This is a genomic window from [Clostridium] symbiosum (genome assembly GCA_036419695.1).
GTDB lineage: Bacteria > Bacillota > Clostridia > Lachnospirales > Lachnospiraceae > Otoolea > Otoolea symbiosa_A.
This window is the reverse complement of the sequence record CP143946.1, coordinates 2,133,358-2,152,300: the sequence shown is the minus strand read 5'-3', so window position 1 is coordinate 2,152,300 and position 18,943 is coordinate 2,133,358. Positions and strand designations below refer to the sequence as shown.

Sequence of the window (18,943 nt, the reverse complement as noted above, 5' to 3'; positions counted from 1 at the left end):
CCCAGGAATCGTTGTTGTCGTTTTTTATCAATCAGCCCGCGGCTGATCTTCAACCCGTTGTTTACATGCTTAGGATACACGAATTCTCTTCATAAGTAAAATCAATATTATTTATGTTTGACATAATCCACGCTTATTTAAGTTCGGCCAAAAGTCTTGCCGCAGCCGGAGAGATATAAGATTTTTTCGATGTTACCAGGCAAAAATGCCTGTGGGGCATCTCCTCCCCGAATTCCAGCCTGAAAACTTCCCCAAGCTCAAGGGCCTCTTTCGCAAAATCGGACATCAGGCACCCGATTCCCAGGTTTCTTTTGGCAAACTGGACAATCATATCGCTGGTGGCCAGTTCAAATTCCGGTTCCAGCGTTATTCCTTTCTCTTCCAGGAACAAATCCATAAACCGCCTGGTGCTTGTCTTCTTTTCGAGGAAGATACATGGATAATCCAAAAGCTCACTGTATTTCAGCCGGCGCCCCTGAAGCTCTTTCCCAAACTTCGGACCGGCAATAAAGATATTTTCCACCTCTTTTACGGGGATGCTTTCTACGCCCGGCCGCGCTTCAAACGGTGTGCTGACGATCCCGAAATCAATTTTTCCCTCGTTTAGAAACTCCAGTGTCTCCGGCGTCGGCCCGTTTGACGCATTCACCTTGATCTTCGGATATCGTTCATGAAATTTTTCCAGATATGGCAGCAGATAGAACTGAAGGGTCATATCGCTGGCCCCGATCCGAATCTCTCCCGTATCCAGATCCTGTATCCTTTTCAGAGTATCTTCCCCATCATAGATTGATTCAATACCTCTTTTTATATAAGAATGGAGCACTTCTCCCTCTCTGGTGAGTTTCACGCCCTTTGATGTGCGCAGGAACAGGCGGCATCCGAGCGCAGCCTCCAACTGGTGCACCGCCTGGCTGACGGCAGGCTGGGAAATGCAGAGTTCCTCTGCGGCAGCCGTAATTCCTCCGCTTCTGCAAACATAATAAAATACCTTATAATACTCCAGATTGATTTTTCCGTGTTTATCCATGGCCTGATTCCCTTCGGTGCGTCTCTATCGGTATGTCTTTATCGATACGCCTTTATTTTTGACTATTACAGTGTATTCGATTCTGGGTCTTTCGTCAATCGTGGTTTCTTCCGGGTCCGATCCGGCAATCACCGCCGGCGGACAACGACCGAAAGCTCGCTTCAAGAACTTTTCATTGCCCTCAATAAAAATGAGATTCCCCTTCCTGCACATCCAGTGCGGGCGTAAGGGGAATCTCATTATAAAGTTAATCTCAGCTTTTTCACGTTAATCTCGACTTACGCGTCAATCCCGACTTTCATGTCAATCTCGGCTTACACGTTAATCTCAGCTTTCACGCCCAGTTCTTCTTTATTGGCATCCAGCACAGGCTGAATCACTTCCTCAAGGAATTCCTCCACCTGCTCTTTGGCGCGGCCCGTATACCTGGAAGGATCCATGGCCTGTTTCAATTCCTCAATCGTCAGGTTGAATGCGGGATCGGCTGCGATCAGTTCCAGAAGGTTATTGTCGAGGCCCTGTTCTTTTACGTTGCGGCCTGCTTCCATGGAGAGCGTGCGGATCTTCTCATGCAGCTCCTGTCTGTCTCCGCCGGCTTTTACGGCATCCATCATAATATTCTCTGTAGCCATGAACGGCAGCTCGGACATCAGGCGTTTCTCGATTACTTTCGGGTATACCACGAGTCCGTCCACCACATTCAGATAGAGATCCAGGATACCGTCAATTGCCAGGAATCCCTCCGGAATGCTTAAGCGCTTATTGGCGGAGTCGTCCAGTGTTCTCTCAAACCACTGGGTGGAGGCAACCATCATCGGGTTCATCATATCGGCCATCACGTAGTTGGCCAGAGACGCCATACGCTCGCTTCTCATCGGGTTTCTCTTGTATGCCATAGCGGAGGAACCAATCTGGTTCTTCTCAAAAGGCTCTTCCACTTCCTTCAAATGCTGAAGAAGGCGGATATCGTTGGAGAATTTGTGGGCGCTCTGTGCGATTCCGGCAAGGACGCTCATCACGCGGCTGTCGATTTTTCTCGAATAGGTCTGGCCCGATACCGGATAGCAGCCCTCGAATCCCATCTTCTCTGCAATCATCTGATCCAGTTTTCTGCACTTTGTATGGTCGCCGTCGAACAGCTCCAGGAAGCTTGCCTGGGTTCCCGTCGTTCCCTTGGAACCTAAAAGGCGCAGAGAGTGAATGAGGTAATCAAGATCATCCAGATCCAGCTTCAGCTCCATCATCCAAAGTGTGGCCCTCTTGCCCACCGTCGTCGGCTGGGCCGGCTGGAAATGGGTAAATGCAAGCGTCGGCTGAGCCTTGTACCGCTCAGCAAACTTTGCCATCTCATCAAGGACATTGATCAGCTTTTTCCGTACCAACGAAAGAGCCTCGGCCATGATGATAATGTCCGTATTATCTCCTACATAGCAGGAGGTAGCTCCGAGATGGATAATGCCTTTTGCCTTCGGACACTGAACGCCGTATGCGTATACATGGGACATGACGTCGTGGCGCACCTGCTTTTCGCGCTCCTTTGCCACCTCGAAATTAATCTCGTCCTGATGTGCTTTTAATTCATCGATCTGCTCCTGGGTAATCGAAAGGCCCAGCTCCTTCTCCGTCTCGGCAAGTGCGATCCAGAGTTTTCTCCAGGTCCTGAACTTTTTCTCCGGTGAGAAAATATACTGCATTTCTTTACTGGCATAACGCTCTGAAAGGGGGCTAACATATCTGTCGTACATGATTTTACCTCTCTTCTTTTATTGTGTTAAGTTTATAGTGGGCCGCGAACGCAGGCCGCCGCCATCAATAAAACCGGCTTCCACCATTCATTATAGCGGAAGCCGTAAGTTTTCTCAATCGTCGGCGGATATTACTTTCTGTCGGCAATTCCAAGACGTCTGAACACTTCGTTGTATGCGTCCTCTACATTGCCCATATCGCGTCTGAAACGGTCTTTGTCAAGTTTTTCATGTGTCTCTTTGTCCCAAAGACGGCATGTATCAGGAGATACCTCGTCAGCCAGGATAATCTGTCCATGGTAACGGCCAAATTCGATCTTGAAGTCGATTAATTCAATTCCAAGGCTGCCGAAATACCTGCGCATTACTTCATTTACCTTGAATGCATATTTTGTGATGGCATCAATCTCTTCCTCTGTAGCCAGTTCAAGGGACAGTGCATAGTATTTATTGATAAACGGATCGCCTAAGTCGTCATTCTTGTAGCTGAATTCCAGGGTTGGGCACTTGAATTCGATTCCCTCTTCCATACCCATCTTCTTAGCAAAGCTGCCTGCGGAGAAGTTTCTGATGATAACCTCAAGCGGCACGATCTCAACCTTCTTTACAGCGGTCTCTCTGTCGCTCAGCTCTTCTACTAAATGAGTCGGTACGCCTTCGGCTTCAAGCAGCCTGAAAATATGATTTGTCATACGGTTGTTGATTGCGCCTTTACCTACGATTGTTCCCTTTTTCAGTCCGTTGAATGCGGTTGCATCATCTTTGTAATCTACAATTAAGATGTCCGGATCTTCCGTTGTGTAAACTTTCTTTGCTTTTCCTTCGTATAACAAATCTACTTTTTTCATCTGCATCCACCTGTCCTTTTTATTTATAAGTTATTAATATAAACGAGCTTTGTTTCAGTAGAAATTATAATACACTGTCTGGGTAAAATCAATAGCGTGTTTTATTAAAATAATTAATAAGCATTCAGGGGCGGTCATTATCAATCGTTTTCCCGCTTTTCTCCGTCCTCTCTCGGTAAAACAGAATCTCACCGTTTTTTAAACGGATGGAGATACGGAATACATCCATAATAACGTCGTCCGTCTCCGCACCGCGTTCCAAAACGGCGCCCGTCTCCCGAAACTCTTTCACCGACAGGAATAAATCCCTGTATGCTCCGATTATCATCAAATAAATCACGGCCGCAGACAGCACAAGCAGACACGCCGCTCTTTTTCTGCGGTTCCTCCTGAGACGGACTTTTTTGAAAAAACGCCTGAGACTCCTGCGCCTCTTCTTCCTGTCCTTTTCACGGCTCCGTTCCACGCGGCCGTTTCTCAGCAAACTGCATCTTCGCCGCTTCTCACAGCACGTTTGTCCTGTTTCTCTCTTACCATGTCCCGGCAACTGCATCGTCTCCTTTGCTGCTGCCTCTCCCTGTCTCCTTATGTCTCCTTTTCAACTATAGCGGATTTGCCCTCAATTGTAAAGAAGAAATGTGCAGGGCCTAGACCTCTGCACACTCACCGTTTTTCACAAATTTTTCTTCGAATTCTTCTACCGGCATCGGCCTGTAGAACACGTAGCCCTGTATGTAATCGCAATCCAGTTCCTTCAGGAATTCCACATATCCTCTGGTCTCAACACCCTCGGCAACTACCTTCATGTTAAGCTCCTTCGCCACCTCCACTATGTGGCGGATCAGAATTCTCTCCCTTGGATCCGCCTCATTCTGGAACAGGGAACGGTCAATCTTCAGCGCATCCAGCTCCGCGTTCGTGAGAACGCTGAAGGAGGAAAAACCGCTTCCAAAGTCATCCAGGGAACAGCCGCACCCAAACTTCCTGATCTGTTCTACCACCCGGCTTACACGCTCCACCTGATTTAAGACGATGCTTTCCAGAAGTTCAAACTCAATGCAGTCTTTCGGGCAGGGCACCTTGTCGTAAACCTGTTTGTAGTGATCCAGAAAATACCGGTAGTTAAACATATTGCTTGAAAGGTTTACACTTATTTTAATCTTCTTTCCGTAAAGGTCAATCCACCTGTTGATATTCCGGCAGACCTTCTCAAACAGATAGAGATCCAGCTCACTGATCAGTCCGTTTTTATCCAGTTCCGGCAGGAAGTCACCGACCGGAATCATGCCGCGTTCCGGATCAATCCAGCGCACCAGGGCCTCTGCCTCACAGACTTCCCCCGTCCTCAGATTCACTTTGGGCTGCAGGTAAAGTTTAAAGTCACCGTTGTCCATAGCCGGCCGGATCATCTGTTCGAAATCATAGCTCTCCAGGTTCTTGTCACAATAGGTCATTCCAAAGATTTCAAAATGAGAGTTCCGAAGAGGAACCTCCGGGCACTCGGCCCGGCATATATCCGCATTATACAGGGCCACATAGAAATCCACCGGCTCCTCTGTCAGCAGATAGACTCCCATTCCCGTATATACTTTCCCCTTTTCCTCCGCCCCCGGCATATCGCGCACCCAGGCATTCAATTCGATGATATAGTGAAAAATATCGTCGTAATCCCTGGACATCTTAACAAGCAGGCAGAAGGAATCCACACTGAGCCTGGCCGCATACCCGCCTTCCTTCACCCACGCCTGAAGCGAATGATATACCCTCTCCGCCAGTTTGTCCCCCGCCTCTCTTCCGAAAAGACGGTTATAAACACGGAACCGTTTTATTTTAAGGCTGATCAGGGCATATTCTTCGGGAGCCGTTCTGCAGATTTCTTCATAGCGTTCCCTGATCCACTGCTCATTTTTCATAACTGTCATGCTCTTTATCCTCTGTCCTGAATAATAACTACTCTGTAACTATCAGCGCCTCCCCGGACACCGCCGCGCAAAATACTGACTTCTGAACTGTTACAATACTCTTTCTTCATTCTATCATCAAACCACCCGTTTAACAATGATAATCATTTTGGGGCAGGCATCTTTTACGCATCTGAAATGCCATGGCTACCTGCACATGCCTGAGAAAAAAGAAAAACAGCCCGGCCAGAAGGTTTAACCTTTCATGACCAGACTGCCTGTTCTTTTTTCAGTCGTTTTAATCACCCACTGAACTTTCCATTGTGGAGGAAACCGTGCCGTCATCAACTGCATGCTCCGCTCCGTTCTTTATGTCCTCAGCACCGTCTTTGATGTCGTCTGCAAGTCCGTCAAGCACACCGGTGCTCTCCTTTGCGTCAATTCCGTTGGTTGGTCCATTTGCGGTTCCGCCTTCCGTGCTTTCGGCGCTGATGGCAGACTGGGACTGTCCTGTGGATTCTGTGGACTTCGTATTATTTCGTCCGTCACCGCATCCTGATGCTAAAGCCATGACAAAAATTAACATAATGCCTAAAACGATCTGTCTAGATTTTTTCATAATAATATCTCCTTTCTACCACATAGTATGTACCGTGAAGAAAGGTTTTATTTTGGTAAAAACTGGATATTTTCGCGGCGTTATCCTATCACGTCCGCCATCGTATAAAGCCCCGGCTCTTTACCAGCCAGGAATTTAGCGGCCTGGACCGCCCCTTTGGCAAAAATCGCTTTTGAATACGCCGTATGCGAGAATGTCACCACTTCATCCCTGCCCGCGAAAATCACATCGTGCTCGCCGACGATAGAGCCGCCGCGTACCGCCTGGATTCCAATCTCTTTCTTATCGCGTTTCACGCGCTCCGCAGATCTGTCATACTTATAATGGTATGCGTGATCCATGGCCTCGTTGATGGAGTCCGCCAGGGCAATGGCCGTGCCGCTCGGCGCGTCCACCTTCTGGTTATGGTGTTTTTCCACAATCTCCATGTCAAAGTCTGCCGCGGCCAGAACCTGGGCTGCTTCTTTCACCAGCTTTAAAAGCACGTTTACTCCCAGGGACATGTTGGCCGAGCGGAGAACCGCCGTCTTTTCGGAAACTTCGGACACCCGCTTTATCTGCTCGTCGGAAAGGCCGGTTGTGCATACTACCACAGGCGTTCCCGTCTCCGCACACCAGTCGAGCATTGCATCCGCCGCTTTTGCAATTGAAAAGTCAATCACCACGTCGGCATCCACCGTACACTCCCGAAGCGACGGAAAGACCGGAAATGGATTGCTCTTATTATCTGCAATATCGATACCGGCTACAATGGTAATTTCTTCGTCATTCTGGGCAATTCCTGCTATCACCTGTCCCATGGCTCCGTTGCAGCCATGCATAATCGCTCTTATCATTTATATGTACCTCCGGTTTGGCGTTTAAAGAAGACCATAATTAACCATTTCTCTTCTCAGCCTCTCTCTGTTCTGCGGCTCCATCTCCACGAGCGGCTTGCGGAATGGGCCGACTCCCTTACCCATCATGTTCATCGCTTCTTTTACCGGAATCGGATTCACTTCACTAAACAGCGCTTCGATCAGCGGGATTGCATCCAGCTGCATCCTGGAGCTCTTCTCAACTTCCCCTTTGAAATAAAGCTCACACATGTCATGGACCTGACGCGGCGCCACATTGGATAATACGGAGATAACGCCCTTACCTCCCAGGGAGAGAAGGGGAACGATCTGGTCGTCATTACCCGAGTAGATGTCAACCCAGCCGTTCGACAGGCTTGCAATCTTTGCAATGGCGGAGAAATTGCCGCTTGCCTCTTTTACGCCGACGATGTTCTCAACATTCTTGCACAGATCCACGATTGTCTCGGGATTAATGTTCACTCCCGTTCTTCCCGGAATATTATAAAGGAGGATCGGGATCTTAACCGCTTCCGCCACATCGGTGAAATGGATCCGGATTCCCTTCTGGGTGGACTTATTATAGTATGGAGATACGAGAAGAAGTCCGTCCGCCCCCGCTTCTTCCGCACATTTGGAAAGATAAACCGATGTAGCCGTACAGTTGGAGCCTGTGCCTGCGATTACCGGAATCCGGTTATTCACTATGTCACAGACAAATTTGATCTCCCTGATATGCTCATCATGGGTCAGCGTCGCCGCCTCTCCCGTTGTTCCGCAGACAATAATACTGTCGGTTCCACCCGCTATCTGCTCCTCCACCAGTTCTTCGAGCTTGGAATAATTGATCTCCCCGCTCTCCTTAAACGGTGTTACTAACGCAACTCCTGCACCTTCGAAAATTGACATTCTGATATCCTCCTTCAATCTGTATTCAGACTTCCTGGTTTATCCGGGATCCCCAAAAGCAATGAAAAAATACGTTCTGCGAGCTTTTCATTGCTAATCAGTAAAAATAAAGCTGGCACGTCGGCCAGCTCATATTGTACACAAATTATCCCGTAGCTCCCCATCGTTCCTGATGACAGTCATATGATTCTTCACCATATGCCCAGAACCGCACTCACAGTGGTGCTGCTCTTCGGCGTCTTTCCCTTTCAACGGTCATCTACTGTGTCTGCCACATCCGGCCGCTTACTGATGATTGACGCAACCTCTACCTCAATATATTTGTTCCTATATTATCATTACTTTCTATTCTTGTCAACTGTGTGTCTGCTATTCCGTGTATCCATAACATCCAGGGTGAACCGTATCTCCGGTTCCCGGCCGGACGGCAATTGCTCAGCAATCCACGTCGTTGTCAATGCGAGTAACCGTATCGGCGTATCCGTACAGCTCCGGCGGGCACACCTTTCCAGTCAATATCAGACTTGCGTTCTCTTCCCTGAGGGCAAGCACGCCCATAAAGTCTTCCATTGTCATCAGGCCCAAATCCAGGATACCGAGGAATTCATCCAGTATCAGCAAATCGCATTCGCCGGTTGACAGGACTTTTTTTGCGAAATTGATGCCATTACAGATATTAATCCGCTCCTCCTGCTTCTGAGCTTCGTTCAGCGTGCAAAAATGGCAGCTCTGTTTTTCAAAACGGAATACCTTCATATCCGGTTCCAGCCGTTTAAGCCACTCTGACGTTTCAGGACTTAAGGCTCCTTTTAAGAACTGGATCATAATGACCCTTTTATTCTTTGTCATCGCTCCGATCCCCTTGCCCAGAGCCATGGATGACTTGCCGTTCCCATCGCCGCAGATTATCTGAACAATTCCCTTATCCATATTCAGCACCTCTTTATATGTGTTTTACCGTTACTTTTACCAGGCCGACTTATTCTAGCACATTTTTACCGGTTTTGCAAGTATCTTACCTATTCCTGCTCCACACACTCCAGTTTGCTTACGGATACTTCATATGCCACCCTCTTCTCGCAATCCACGTCGCTCAGTTTCTTCGTATACTCCCTGCTCTGCACACGGCCCCATACGCAGACTCTGCTGCCGACCTCAAATCCCGAAGCATATCTGGCATTTCTTCCCCACGCGATGCAGGGTATGTAATCTGATTTTCCATAAGGGCGGTTGACGGCCAGAAGGAGGTCCGCAATTTCCCTGCCAAGCGGTGTTTTCCTGTAAATCGGCTCTTTGCAGATATAGCCGTCCAGGAAAATCTGATTTGTTTTTGTATAATCCGTGAACTCTTCCAGGAAGTTTACCTCACGGACGAAAATGGAAAGCACCAGCCTGTTTTTAGTACCCTCATGGCGGTTATAGGAGCGAAACTGTCCGATGGCTTCCACCGTACAGCCCTGGTAATCCTTTGTTATATCCATAAGGCGTTCCGATATCATCAGGGGAATAATGTCCACCTGATCACTCAGCCTGCTGACAGCCATGTCAACTACATAAAAACCTTCCCCAAATACCTCATGGCTGAACTTGAACTCTGAAACTACTTCACCAATTACGCTTACCCTGTTGTTTTCAATCACTTTTTCTGACATAGTACTTCTCTCCTCTTTCTTTCCACTATATTTCTTTTCTATTCTTTTATCTTGCAATCCTCTGTTTAAAAACAGAGCTAATCCAATTGCTAATAATATGTTTATGCGGATATTTCTCTTTTAGAAGGAAAAGAAGAAGTAAAATTTCTACAGAAAAAGACAGCGCGGATGTCGAATCGGAGAGTAAAAAAACGTTCCGTATGCAATATGATGCTCCCTGTCGGACAAACGTGGTTTTTTAAGGAAATGCGTCCATATCCGACATCACAAAAAGACGCCCCGGGAGGCCGTATCTCTGGCTTCCCTGGGCGTCTATCCTGTTTTCATTATCTATTTTTCACCGGTTCCTGATTTTGCCTGTAGTTTTCTTCCGACCGGTTCCTGCCGGTTCTACTGGCCCTTGTCTTTTCTGCTGATCGCAGCCCTCTTTCTCATAGTCGGATCCAGAATCTTTTTACGGATTCTGAGGCTGGTAGGCGTTACCTCTAAAAGCTCATCGGTATCGATAAAATCAAGGCACTGCTCCAGGCTCATTTCCTTCGGAGTGGTCAGTCTTAATGCTTCGTCTGCGCTGGAAGAACGTGTATTGGTCAGTTTCTTCGTCTTGCAGACATTCAGCTCGATATCCTCGGGTTTGGCGCTCTGGCCGATGATCATTCCGGAATATACCTTTACGCCTGCGCCGATAAAGAGCGTTCCCCTCTCCTGGGCGTTGTAAAGTCCATAGGTGATGGACTCACCGGCCTCAAATGCAATAAGGGAGCCCTGCTTGCGATAGTTTAACTCTCCCTTGAAAGGTCCGTATCCGTCAAAGCTGGTGTTCAGGATTCCGTTCCCTTTTGTGTCCGTCATAAATTCACCGCGGTATCCGATCAGTCCTCTGGACGGGATGGCAAACTCAAGGCGTGTATATCCGCCTCCAATCGGGCTCATGCCCTGAAGTTCTCCCTTCCTGCTGGTCAGTTTCTGTATCACCGCGCCCGTGAATTCCTCCGGCACATCGATATAGGCAACCTCCATCGGCTCCAGCTTCCTGTTTCTCTCATCGTAGTGATAGAGAACCTCAGCCTTGCTGACGGCGAACTCAAAACCTTCTCTCCTCATATTCTCAATCAGGACGGACAGATGAAGCTCTCCACGGCCGGATACTTTGAAGCAGTCCGGTGAATCCGTCTCCTCTACCCTGAGGCTGACATCCGTGTTAAGCTCCCTGAACAGTCTCTCCCTGATATGGCGGGAGGTGATGAATTTGCCCTCCTGGCCTGCCAGCGGACTGTCGTTTACCATAAAATCCATGGCAATGGTCGGCTCTGAAATTTTCTGGAACGGGATGGCTTCGGGGTTCTCAGGGGAACAGATTGTATCTCCGATATGGATATCGGAAATACCGGAAATCGCAACGATGGAACCGATCTTCGCCTCCGTCACCTCAACCTTATTCAGACCCTCAAACTCATAGAGTTTTCCGATTTTTACCCTGCGGAATTTATCAGGCTCGTGATGGTTTACAATCACGCAGTCCTGGTTTACTTTCAGGGTACCGTTGTCAATCTTGCCGACACCGATTCTGCCCACATATTCATTATAATCAATGGTGCTGATCAGCACCTGGGTCTCCGCCTCCGGATCTCCTTCCGGCGCCGGGATATACTCAAGGATTGTCTCAAAAAGCGGGGACATATCCTCTTCCGGATCGTTTATGTCCTTCTTTGCAAATCCGGCTCTGGCCGAAGCATAGATGAACGGGCAGTCGAGCTGCTCGTCGGATGCGTCCAGATCCATGAACAGTTCCAGGATCTCATCCACAACGTCATCCGGTCTTGCCTCCGGACGGTCAATTTTATTGATGCAGACAATAACCGGAAGATCCAGATCCAGTGCCTTTCTCAGAACGAATTTTGTCTGCGGCATGGCGCCCTCATAGGCATCCACCACCAGGACAACTCCGTTCACCATCTTTAGCACACGCTCTACTTCGCCGCCGAAATCGGCGTGGCCTGGGGTATCGATGATATTGATCTTCGTGCCGTTATAGTTGACGGCCGTGTTCTTGGACAAAATCGTAATACCGCGCTCCCGCTCAATATCATTGGAATCCATCACGCGGTCTACCATCTCCTGATTGGCGCGGAATATTCCGCTCTGTCTCAAAAGCTGGTCAACCAGTGTTGTTTTACCATGATCGACGTGTGCTATTATTGCAATGTTTCTGACATCTTCACGCTTTGTTTTCATATTCTAATCTATCTCTCTTTCCTGCCAAACAGTAACTGTGCTAATTTTACATATTTTTACACAGTTACTCATTGTAACATTAAATATAGAAGAGTTCAAGGGGAATCTGAACGTTTTTTTTACAAAAACACCATATTTATAAAGGTTATACCTGCATTCGACAGTTACGGCTGCAATTTAAAGCCTGCCAAAAGCGGGAAGCCGGCTGCTGTCCACACTGTGCCCTTTAACACGCTTTGCGGTGCACAGAAACGGCAAATAACACCTTTTCGCACCGAACAACCCAGGCGTTTTCGCATTGCCATTCCGGCGGCTTTGCAATATAATTCAGTTATGGCAAAAAATCGTTCTTACAGGAGGCGGCATATGGGTCGTATCAATAACGAAAATAAGTGTTATCTTTTCATCATACTATGTGAAATCATTACGGCCGTCATCTATGCAGAGTGGATTGCACCCGATCTGGCCGCCATGCATAATGATATGCAGGTCTTTATTCCCATGGCGCTGCTGTTTATCACCGCTCTCTGTTTCCTGTCGGTCCTGCTCCTGTGCGGAGTGTATCTGCTGCGCAGCCGGCAAAAGAAAATAACGTATGAATGGAACGGCCCCGTGACTCTTCTTTTGATTCTTGCAACCCTGATGCTATGGGCTATGGTCCTTCTTATCATATCCGGCCATACGGACTGCTGTACGGGAGGGTGAGCCCATTTAAAAGATGACGGTCTCACCGCCGGTTACCCCGAAGTACACCTTGTCGAGAAGTTCGATAAGGCAGCGGCCTCCGGTTCCTTCCGTCAGCTTTTTCTTTAGTACCTGCGCCTCGGAAAGCGGCGCAAGTGCGGTGAGAACCACCTTGTCGCTGTATTCGCTTCCCAGCACCGTAATGCCCTGTTCCGCAAGGATATACTGTATTTTCCCAAGATCGCTGTAATCGGTCTTAAGCTCCAGTTTCTCGGCCAGTTTTTTCTCCAGGATCACGCAGTTTTTAAGCCCTTCCTGGACCGCCCCGGAGTAGGCCCGGACCAGGCCGCCCGTCCCCAGAAGCGTTCCGCCGAAATAACGCGTTACGACGGCGCAGACGTTATGGATCTCCTCCCCCAGAAGCACGTCGAGCATCGGCCTTCCCGCCGTCTGGGCAGGTTCCCCGTCGTCGCTGCATCTGGAAATCTCAAAGTTCTCCCCCACCGTAAAAGCGGAGCAGTTGTGGGTCGCGTCCCAATATTTTTTCTTCATTTCCGCTATGAAGGAGACGGCCTCGTCCTCGGATTCCACTGGGCGGATTGTGGCAATAAAACGTGACTTTTTCTCCACAATCTCCCCCTCTCCTCCCTCATAAAGGATTCTGTAATTTTCTTTCATCTGTTACCTCCTGCATCCCGGCTTTCTGTTCCGGGAACCGGTCTTTTCCGCCTGGAACTATCGCAGATTCCGCTCTTTTCCGTTCACTTCCCCGCCGTTAAAGCGCTGCGGTCCGCTCCGTGCCCGGTAACGAGCTTTGCGATGCACGGAATACGGCCTGTGAACTGTAACGTAAAAGCCTCTCTATTCATAATAACGTAAAAAAAATTTCATGACAATAGTATTTATTTATCAGGTAACTTTTGCTATAATGATAGCTTATAAAGGAGGCTCCTATGAATTATGGCAGAAAATCAACGAAACGAAGAATAAAGGCAGCCAGCTCCCGGAAGAAAAAATATACAAATAAGGTATTCTTATCTTTTTTTAAAACGGTTTTTGTCCTGTTTCTCTTTATCACCGCAACGGGAATCAGCACAGGGATCGGTATGCTGAAAGGAATTATCGACAGTTCGCCGGACTTTAATCCGGACAGCTTCGCGCCCAGCGGTTATTTTTCCACGATTTATAACGCGAACGGCGAGGTAACCGATACGCTGATAGGCACCGATTCCAACCGTATTGAAGCTACCTATGACGAGCTGCCCCAGGATCTCATCGACGCCTTTGTGGCAATTGAGGACTCCCGTTTCTGGCAGCACAACGGAATCGACCTCCGCTCCATCACCAGGGCTGCCGTCGGCGTCCTGACCCACAATTACAGCGGCGGCGCCAGCACCCTGACCCAGCAGCTCATCAAGAACACCGTGTTTAACGGCGGTATGGAAACCAGCGACGGCGCAAAGATTGAACGAAAGATACAGGAACAGTACCTGGCCTTACAGCTCACAAAGAATGTAGACCGGAAAATTATTCTTACCAATTATTTGAACACGATCAACCTCGGAAAGAACACGCTCGGCGTCAAGGCCGCAGCCCTGCGGTATTTTAATAAGGATGTTTCGGAACTGACACTTTCCGAATGCGCCGTTATCGCAGGCATCACGAAGCACCCGGCCCGTTTGAATCCGATATCCGGCCCCGAGGACAACGCGGAGCGCAGGGAGGTCATCCTTCAGGAGATGTACAACCAGGGATATATTACAAAAGAAGAACAGGAGGAGGCTCTGGCCGACGACGTTTATTCCCGTATCCAGAATGTGGATCTCGCAATCAAGGAGAATACCACCCCTTACTCCTACTATACGGACGAGCTCATCGAGCAGGTGACGGAAGCCCTGAAAGAGGAGTTCGGCTATACAAACACCCAGGCCTACAATCTGCTGTACAGCGGCGGGCTCCAGATTGAAACCCCCCAGGATCCGGCCATACAGGCCATCGTGGACGAGGAAATCAACAATCCCGAAAACTACGACGCAGCCCGTCTTTCCGTGGAATACCGTCTTTCCGTCACACATGCGGACGGGACAACGGAGCACTTCTCCCAGGAGACGATGAAGACCTATTTCCGTCAGGTCAAGGGACAGACAAGCTATGAAGGCCTGTTTGACAGCGAGGCCGAGATACAGGCGGCAATCGATGAATACAAGGCGTATCTGCTGAAGGAAGGCGATCAGGTGATCGGGGAATCCTCCCATATCACGCTGCAGCCTCAGGCGTCCTTTGTCCTGATCGAGCAGTCCACCGGCTATGTCAAGGCCATCAGCGGCGGACGCGGCGAGAAAACGGCCAACCGTACCTTAAACAGGGCCACCAACACGCCGAGGCAGCCGGGATCGACCTTTAAGGTCATCACATCCTTTGCACCGGCCATCGACACCTGCGGAGCGACGCTTGCCTCCGTATACTACGACGCCCCTTATACGGTAGGCACCAAAACATTCAGGAACTGGTGGGGAAGCGACTACAAGGGATACCACTCCATCCGTGACGGTATCGTTTATTCTATGAACATTATCGCCCTGCGGTGCATGGCTGAGACGGTAACGCCCCAGCTCGGCGTGGAATATGCGGAGAAGCTCGGCATTACCACCCTCGTCTCCTCGGATTTGAACCTGTCTACCGCCCTCGGCGGTATTACGAAGGGTGTTACAAACCTGGAACTGACCAATGCGTTTGCCGCCATTGCCAACAACGGCACCTATACAAAACCGATTTTCTTTACAAGGATTCTGGACCGCAACGGCAAGGTCCTGATTGAAAATGTGCCTGAGACAAGACAGGTGTTAAAGGACTCCACCGCCTTCCTGCTGACCGACGCAATGACGGACGTTATGCAGAGCAATGTCCTCTATTCAAGACCCGGCGCCGGCGTCAATGCAACCGGAACCGCGGCTGCCGTCCCGGGCATGACGACCGCCGGAAAGAGCGGAACTACAACGGATAATAAAGATATCTGGTTTGTCGGCTACTCTCCTTACTATACCGCAGGTATCTGGGGCGGATGCGACAACAACCAGAAGCTGAAGGATTCACGCGGCAACATAAACGGCGGCACCAGCTTTACGAAGCGTATCTGGCGCAAGATTATGACCAGGGTCCACGACGGGCTCTCCGATCCCGGCTTCCCGGTGCCTGACAGCATTGAGACGGCCCAGGTGTGCAGGAAATCAGGCAAGCTGGCCGTGTCCGGCGTCTGTAGCAGCGACCCGAGGGGCAACGCCGTTTACACCGAGTATTTCGCCAAGGGAACCGTCCCGACCGAGGCCTGTGACCACCATGTGAGAGTCACGGTCTGCACGGCGTCAGGCGGACGTCCTACCGCGTTCTGTCCGGAGGACCAGCAGGAGGCGCGCACCTTTATGGCCGTTCCGGCGGATGAGGGCATCACCGACGACTCCTACTACGCAATGCCGGATTACTGTACCGTACATAACGGCTCTTCCACGATTATCGATCCTTCGGGAGCGGAGGGAAGCGACATCCCGTATGGCCCCGGCTATGTTCCAGAAACTCCGGCTCCGTACTCGCGGCCGGCCAATGAATATTATACTTACCCGCATTCCTCCGGAGACGGCAATACCATCCCGATCGTCCCGGCGGGACCAAACGGTTAAAGGCGGCATAAAACCAGCCCGGGCCGTGAAAGACAAAGGTTTATCTCTGTCTTTCACGGCCCGGGCCGGTTTTATCTGGTTCCGATTAGTTCCTCCAGAAAATGCCCAAATGCGGTGAAATCTTCCTGTCCCGGATGGGATAGGGCCGCATGGTAATTCTCTATCATCCGCCTGGCCCTGTCGTCCTCCGGATTGGTCTTCAGCATGGCCTGGTAGCGTTCCAGCACGGTGGAGGCCATCCTGCCCTGGCACATGAAATACGCGGCCGGATTTACGGCTTCGGGCAGTTCCTGAGTGATGTTGTGGATCACTCTGTCATAGTATGACCGGTCGGAGCCAAAACCGGCCGTGCCGAAGAGAACCAGCTTTCCCGGAACCGGAACCGTTTCCCCCAGCGTCTTTAAAAAGGCAAGGGCATCGGCGTCCGCATTCCCCTTATCGGTCCAGAAACCGACGCAGAGAATATCGGCCCGTTCCGCACATTTCCCGTTCTTTTGTCCTTCCAGCTCAGCGGCCTGCGCGTCCCCGTAAAAGAGACAATTCCCCTCCCCGGTATTCCTGAACACTTCCAGCGCCTGATCCGCCAGCATCTTTGTGTTTCCCGTCCTGCTGCTGTATACGATTGCATATTTCATCTTTTTTCCTCCTGTCTTCCATCGTAAATACAATGAACTCCCCTGTGTTCCATCATTCCTCCCAGGCATTCCCTGTTACACCGGACGCAGGTTCTTATTTTCTCCCGGTTCTCTCCCGCCGTCTTTGCCGGCCACTGCGGATCGGCGATCAGCTGGCGGCTCATGGCGGCATAATCGATTCTGGCTTTTTGAAGCTGTTCTTCTATAAAGTCCGGACTGGTCAGTCCGCCTACCCCGCATACCGGAAGGGCGGTATATTTCCTCACCTCGTCGCAGTATTTCAGGAAACAGCCTTCCTCAGAAAAATATGGATGGGATTTCGGCGGTATCGTATCCGACAGCGAAGTGTGATCCGCCAGGGCCACATGATAGCAGTCCACACCGGCGGCCTGAAGAAGCGGCAGAAAGACCGGCAGTTCTTCCAGCAGGATTCCCGCATTGCCATAATGGGGATTCTCCTGGCGCACAGCCAGCTTATACTCAATGGGCATATCCGGAAGCGCCCGTCTCACGGCCGCAACGGCCTCAGACGCAAATCTGGCGCGGTTTTCAGCAGAGCCGCCGTAACAGTCCGTCCTGTGGTTAAAAACGGCGGAACTGAAGCTGCCGCACATTCTGTCTCCGTGAATCTGTATCATGTCAAAACCGGCCTTTTCAGCCAGTCTTGCCGCCTCCGAAAAGGATGACGTGATCTCCTTCACTCTTTTCTTGGGAATCCGGCTGATATATGGGCCGGTTCTCTCATTCATCAGGGTCCTCAGCCGGTCGGGCGTAATTTTCTTCGTCAGGACTCCCGGTATATAGCGGAGCATTCCCTTTACGTCGGAATCCGACACATGAAGCTGCGCGCAGGCCTTTGCCCCGTTTTTATGTATGGTATCGGTCACCCTGCTGTAGAATTCAAATCCCTTCCTGCTATACAGCGACTTTTCAAACAGGCTGTGCCTCAGGACGGGAACGTCCCCGACTGTCAGCATCGCCGCGCCTCCCGCGGCTATCCGCCCCATCCGTTCCAGATACTCCTCCTCTTTCAGCCCCATCGTAGTCGGGGCAAATACAATCCTGTTTTTGAGCGTCAGGCCGCGGATGGTGAATGGGGAATTGATCATTTCGTACATCCCGTTCCCTCCTCTGCTCCCTTTATCTTTTTAAGCATGGCAAAAAGCCGCTCCTTTTCATTCGCATCCAGAGCGGACAGCGCCTTTTCGTCCCACTCTTTAAAGAGTGAATGGGCCTTTTCAAAGGTCTGCTCCCCTTTTTTTGTAAGCGTCAAAAGAACCATCCTCCTGTCCTTCTCATGGCGTCTGCGCTCGATAAAACCGTCCTGCAGAAGCTTCTCCACCGATCTGGCCGCATAACCTTCATCCGAGCGGACGGCCGCCGCCATCTCCCGCTGCGAACAGCCCGGTTTCTTCCCGATGTAAATCAGAAAATATAACAGCCCCAGGGATATCCCCTCCTTCTGAAGTTCTCCCTTACAGAATGATGTGAAATCTTCCCTGAAAACCGAAGTGTAATAGGCAAATGTCTGGTACATGATATCCTCCGCTTGTTTAATTGATTTATTTGATAATGTCAAGTATATCAAAATACATGATTTTGTCAAGCATTATTCATCTGACCCCAAAACGCGGTGTCATCTTACAGAGGGCAACAGGCCCCGGCTGTGATGCGGACGCTCAAAGAGAGACAGACCGCAGCGCCGTCTGTGCCGCAGCACATGGGCTTTCCTGTGATCTGTCTCTCCACTCATTGCCAACCGGCTCCTGGCTGGAACCCGGCTTTCTTTTAATCCTTCAGTCTGGGCTTAAAAATCAGGGACGCAAAATACCCGAAGATCAGCGCCCCGGATATTCCGGCGGAACCTGCCGTAAAACCTCCCTTGAACAGACCCAGCAGCCCGTCCTTGCCGATCGCTTCGCTGACACCTTTCCAGAGGCTGTTTCCAAAGCCCAGAAGCGGTATTGTGGCTCCCGCTCCGGCCCACTCGGCAAACGGTTCGTAGATTCCAATCCAGCCCAGGATGGAGCCTGTCACTACGAGCAGCACCATAATACGGCCCGGCAGAAGTTTTGTTTTATCCATCAGAATCTGCACCGCCGCGCAAATCAGTCCGCCCACGATAAACGCCTTTACATAATCCATAAATTTATTCCTCCATTCCGGTTCTTTTCC

18 protein-coding genes and 1 riboswitch are annotated in these 18,943 nt (G+C 50.1%); of the genes, 2 read left to right on the top strand and 16 right to left on the bottom strand.

Annotated features, from left to right (window positions below):
• Window positions 1–133: 133 nt before the first annotated feature.
• The 11 genes from V3C10_09885 to typA form a co-directional block, all read right to left on the bottom strand.
• Entirely contained in the window at window positions 134–1,030 is an 897-nt protein-coding gene (locus V3C10_09885; protein WVP64092.1) for a LysR family transcriptional regulator, read from the bottom strand.
• Window positions 1,031–1,344: 314 nt separating this feature from the next.
• Complete coding sequence (gene purB, locus V3C10_09880) at window positions 1,345–2,775, bottom strand: adenylosuccinate lyase (protein WVP64091.1); 1,431 nt, start codon at window positions 2,773–2,775, stop codon at window positions 1,345–1,347.
• A 131-nt stretch (window positions 2,776–2,906) separates the two neighbouring features.
• Window positions 2,907–3,623 carry a phosphoribosylaminoimidazolesuccinocarboxamide synthase gene (purC, locus tag V3C10_09875; protein ID WVP64090.1) on the bottom strand — a complete coding sequence of 239 codons (717 nt, stop codon included), beginning with the start codon at window positions 3,621–3,623 and terminating at the stop codon, window positions 2,907–2,909.
• A 124-nt stretch (window positions 3,624–3,747) separates the two neighbouring features.
• Entirely contained in the window at window positions 3,748–4,170 is a 423-nt protein-coding gene (locus V3C10_09870; GenBank protein ID WVP64089.1) for a hypothetical protein, read from the bottom strand.
• Window positions 4,171–4,270: 100 nt separating this feature from the next.
• Window positions 4,271–5,545 (bottom strand): GGDEF domain-containing phosphodiesterase, encoded by a 1,275-nt coding sequence (locus tag V3C10_09865; GenBank protein WVP64088.1) that lies wholly within the window; start codon window positions 5,543–5,545, stop codon window positions 4,271–4,273.
• A 277-nt stretch (window positions 5,546–5,822) separates the two neighbouring features.
• A complete protein-coding gene (locus tag V3C10_09860; protein WVP64087.1) occupies window positions 5,823–6,143 on the bottom strand; it encodes a hypothetical protein in 321 nt (106 codons plus the stop codon).
• A gap of 80 nt (window positions 6,144–6,223) precedes the next feature.
• A complete protein-coding gene (gene dapB, locus V3C10_09855; GenBank protein WVP64086.1) occupies window positions 6,224–6,979 on the bottom strand; it encodes a 4-hydroxy-tetrahydrodipicolinate reductase in 756 nt (251 codons plus the stop codon).
• Window positions 6,980–7,003: 24 nt separating this feature from the next.
• Entirely contained in the window at window positions 7,004–7,888 is an 885-nt protein-coding gene (dapA, locus tag V3C10_09850) for a 4-hydroxy-tetrahydrodipicolinate synthase (protein ID WVP64085.1), read from the bottom strand.
• Window positions 7,889–8,033: 145 nt separating this feature from the next.
• Window positions 8,034–8,206, bottom strand: a riboswitch (Lysine riboswitch).
• 117 nt (window positions 8,207–8,323) lie between these two features.
• Complete coding sequence (locus V3C10_09845) at window positions 8,324–8,818, bottom strand: cob(I)yrinic acid a,c-diamide adenosyltransferase (GenBank protein WVP64084.1); 495 nt, start codon at window positions 8,816–8,818, stop codon at window positions 8,324–8,326.
• Between the two features lie 89 nt (window positions 8,819–8,907).
• Window positions 8,908–9,540: a single-stranded DNA-binding protein gene (locus V3C10_09840; GenBank protein WVP64083.1), complete on the bottom strand. Its 633-nt coding sequence runs from the start codon at window positions 9,538–9,540 to the stop codon at window positions 8,908–8,910.
• A 390-nt stretch (window positions 9,541–9,930) separates the two neighbouring features.
• Complete coding sequence (typA, locus tag V3C10_09835) at window positions 9,931–11,775, bottom strand: translational GTPase TypA (protein ID WVP64082.1); 1,845 nt, start codon at window positions 11,773–11,775, stop codon at window positions 9,931–9,933.
• A gap of 366 nt (window positions 11,776–12,141) precedes the next feature.
• On the opposite strand from typA, the gene V3C10_09830 reads away from it, so the two are divergent.
• Window positions 12,142–12,480: a hypothetical protein gene (locus V3C10_09830; protein ID WVP64081.1), complete on the top strand. Its 339-nt coding sequence runs from the start codon at window positions 12,142–12,144 to the stop codon at window positions 12,478–12,480.
• Between the two features lie 6 nt (window positions 12,481–12,486).
• On the opposite strand, the gene V3C10_09825 is transcribed toward V3C10_09830, so the two are convergent.
• The gene (locus V3C10_09825; GenBank protein WVP64080.1) at window positions 12,487–13,137 is read right to left on the bottom strand and encodes a YigZ family protein; all 651 of its coding nucleotides are present in this window, start codon (window positions 13,135–13,137) and stop codon (window positions 12,487–12,489) included.
• Between the two features lie 275 nt (window positions 13,138–13,412).
• Between V3C10_09825 and V3C10_09820 the strand changes: the two genes are divergently transcribed.
• Window positions 13,413–16,133, top strand: a complete 2,721-nt coding sequence (locus tag V3C10_09820) for a transglycosylase domain-containing protein (protein ID WVP64079.1) — start codon at window positions 13,413–13,415, stop codon at window positions 16,131–16,133.
• Window positions 16,134–16,204: 71 nt separating this feature from the next.
• Here V3C10_09820 and bilS read toward each other — a convergent pair whose 3' ends face one another.
• From bilS to spoVAE, 4 genes are all read right to left on the bottom strand, one after another.
• Window positions 16,205–16,768, bottom strand: coding sequence for a flavodoxin family protein BilS (gene bilS / locus V3C10_09815; GenBank protein ID WVP64078.1), 564 nt, complete (start codon window positions 16,766–16,768; stop codon window positions 16,205–16,207).
• Window positions 16,765–17,886: a bilirubin reductase gene (gene bilR / locus V3C10_09810; GenBank protein WVP64077.1), complete on the bottom strand. Its 1,122-nt coding sequence runs from the start codon at window positions 17,884–17,886 to the stop codon at window positions 16,765–16,767. Before bilR ends, bilS begins: the two co-directional genes overlap by 4 nt.
• Window positions 17,874–18,305, bottom strand: coding sequence for a bilirubin utilization transcriptional regulator BilQ (gene bilQ / locus V3C10_09805; GenBank protein ID WVP64076.1), 432 nt, complete (start codon window positions 18,303–18,305; stop codon window positions 17,874–17,876). Before bilQ ends, bilR begins: the two co-directional genes overlap by 13 nt.
• A gap of 251 nt (window positions 18,306–18,556) precedes the next feature.
• Entirely contained in the window at window positions 18,557–18,913 is a 357-nt protein-coding gene (spoVAE, locus tag V3C10_09800; protein WVP64075.1) for a stage V sporulation protein AE, read from the bottom strand.
• Between the last annotated feature and the right edge of the window lie 30 nt (window positions 18,914–18,943).

Bases quoted from the DNA above. Each gene is read 5' to 3' on its own strand.
- V3C10_09885 (WVP64092.1), bottom strand. From the start codon at position 1,030: ATGGATAAACACGGAAAAATCAATCTGGAGTATTATAAGGTATTTTAT.
- purB (WVP64091.1), bottom strand. From the start codon at position 2,775: ATGTACGACAGATATGTTAGCCCCCTTTCAGAGCGTTATGCCAGTAAA.
- purC (WVP64090.1), bottom strand. From the start codon at position 3,623: ATGAAAAAAGTAGATTTGTTATACGAAGGAAAAGCAAAGAAAGTTTAC.
- V3C10_09865 (WVP64088.1), bottom strand. From the start codon at position 5,545: ATGACAGTTATGAAAAATGAGCAGTGGATCAGGGAACGCTATGAAGAA.
- V3C10_09860 (WVP64087.1), bottom strand. From the start codon at position 6,143: ATGAAAAAATCTAGACAGATCGTTTTAGGCATTATGTTAATTTTTGTC.
- dapB (WVP64086.1), bottom strand. From the start codon at position 6,979: ATGATAAGAGCGATTATGCATGGCTGCAACGGAGCCATGGGACAGGTG.
- dapA (WVP64085.1), bottom strand. From the start codon at position 7,888: ATGTCAATTTTCGAAGGTGCAGGAGTTGCGTTAGTAACACCGTTTAAG.
- V3C10_09845 (WVP64084.1), bottom strand. From the start codon at position 8,818: ATGGATAAGGGAATTGTTCAGATAATCTGCGGCGATGGGAACGGCAAG.
- V3C10_09840 (WVP64083.1), bottom strand. From the start codon at position 9,540: ATGTCAGAAAAAGTGATTGAAAACAACAGGGTAAGCGTAATTGGTGAA.
- typA (WVP64082.1), bottom strand. From the start codon at position 11,775: ATGAAAACAAAGCGTGAAGATGTCAGAAACATTGCAATAATAGCACAC.
- V3C10_09830 (WVP64081.1), top strand. From the start codon at position 12,142: ATGGGTCGTATCAATAACGAAAATAAGTGTTATCTTTTCATCATACTA.
- V3C10_09825 (WVP64080.1), bottom strand. From the start codon at position 13,137: ATGAAAGAAAATTACAGAATCCTTTATGAGGGAGGAGAGGGGGAGATT.
- V3C10_09820 (WVP64079.1), top strand. From the start codon at position 13,413: ATGAATTATGGCAGAAAATCAACGAAACGAAGAATAAAGGCAGCCAGC.
- bilS (WVP64078.1), bottom strand. From the start codon at position 16,768: ATGAAATATGCAATCGTATACAGCAGCAGGACGGGAAACACAAAGATG.
- bilR (WVP64077.1), bottom strand. From the start codon at position 17,886: ATGTACGAAATGATCAATTCCCCATTCACCATCCGCGGCCTGACGCTC.
- bilQ (WVP64076.1), bottom strand. From the start codon at position 18,305: ATGTACCAGACATTTGCCTATTACACTTCGGTTTTCAGGGAAGATTTC.
- spoVAE (WVP64075.1), bottom strand. From the start codon at position 18,913: ATGGATTATGTAAAGGCGTTTATCGTGGGCGGACTGATTTGCGCGGCG.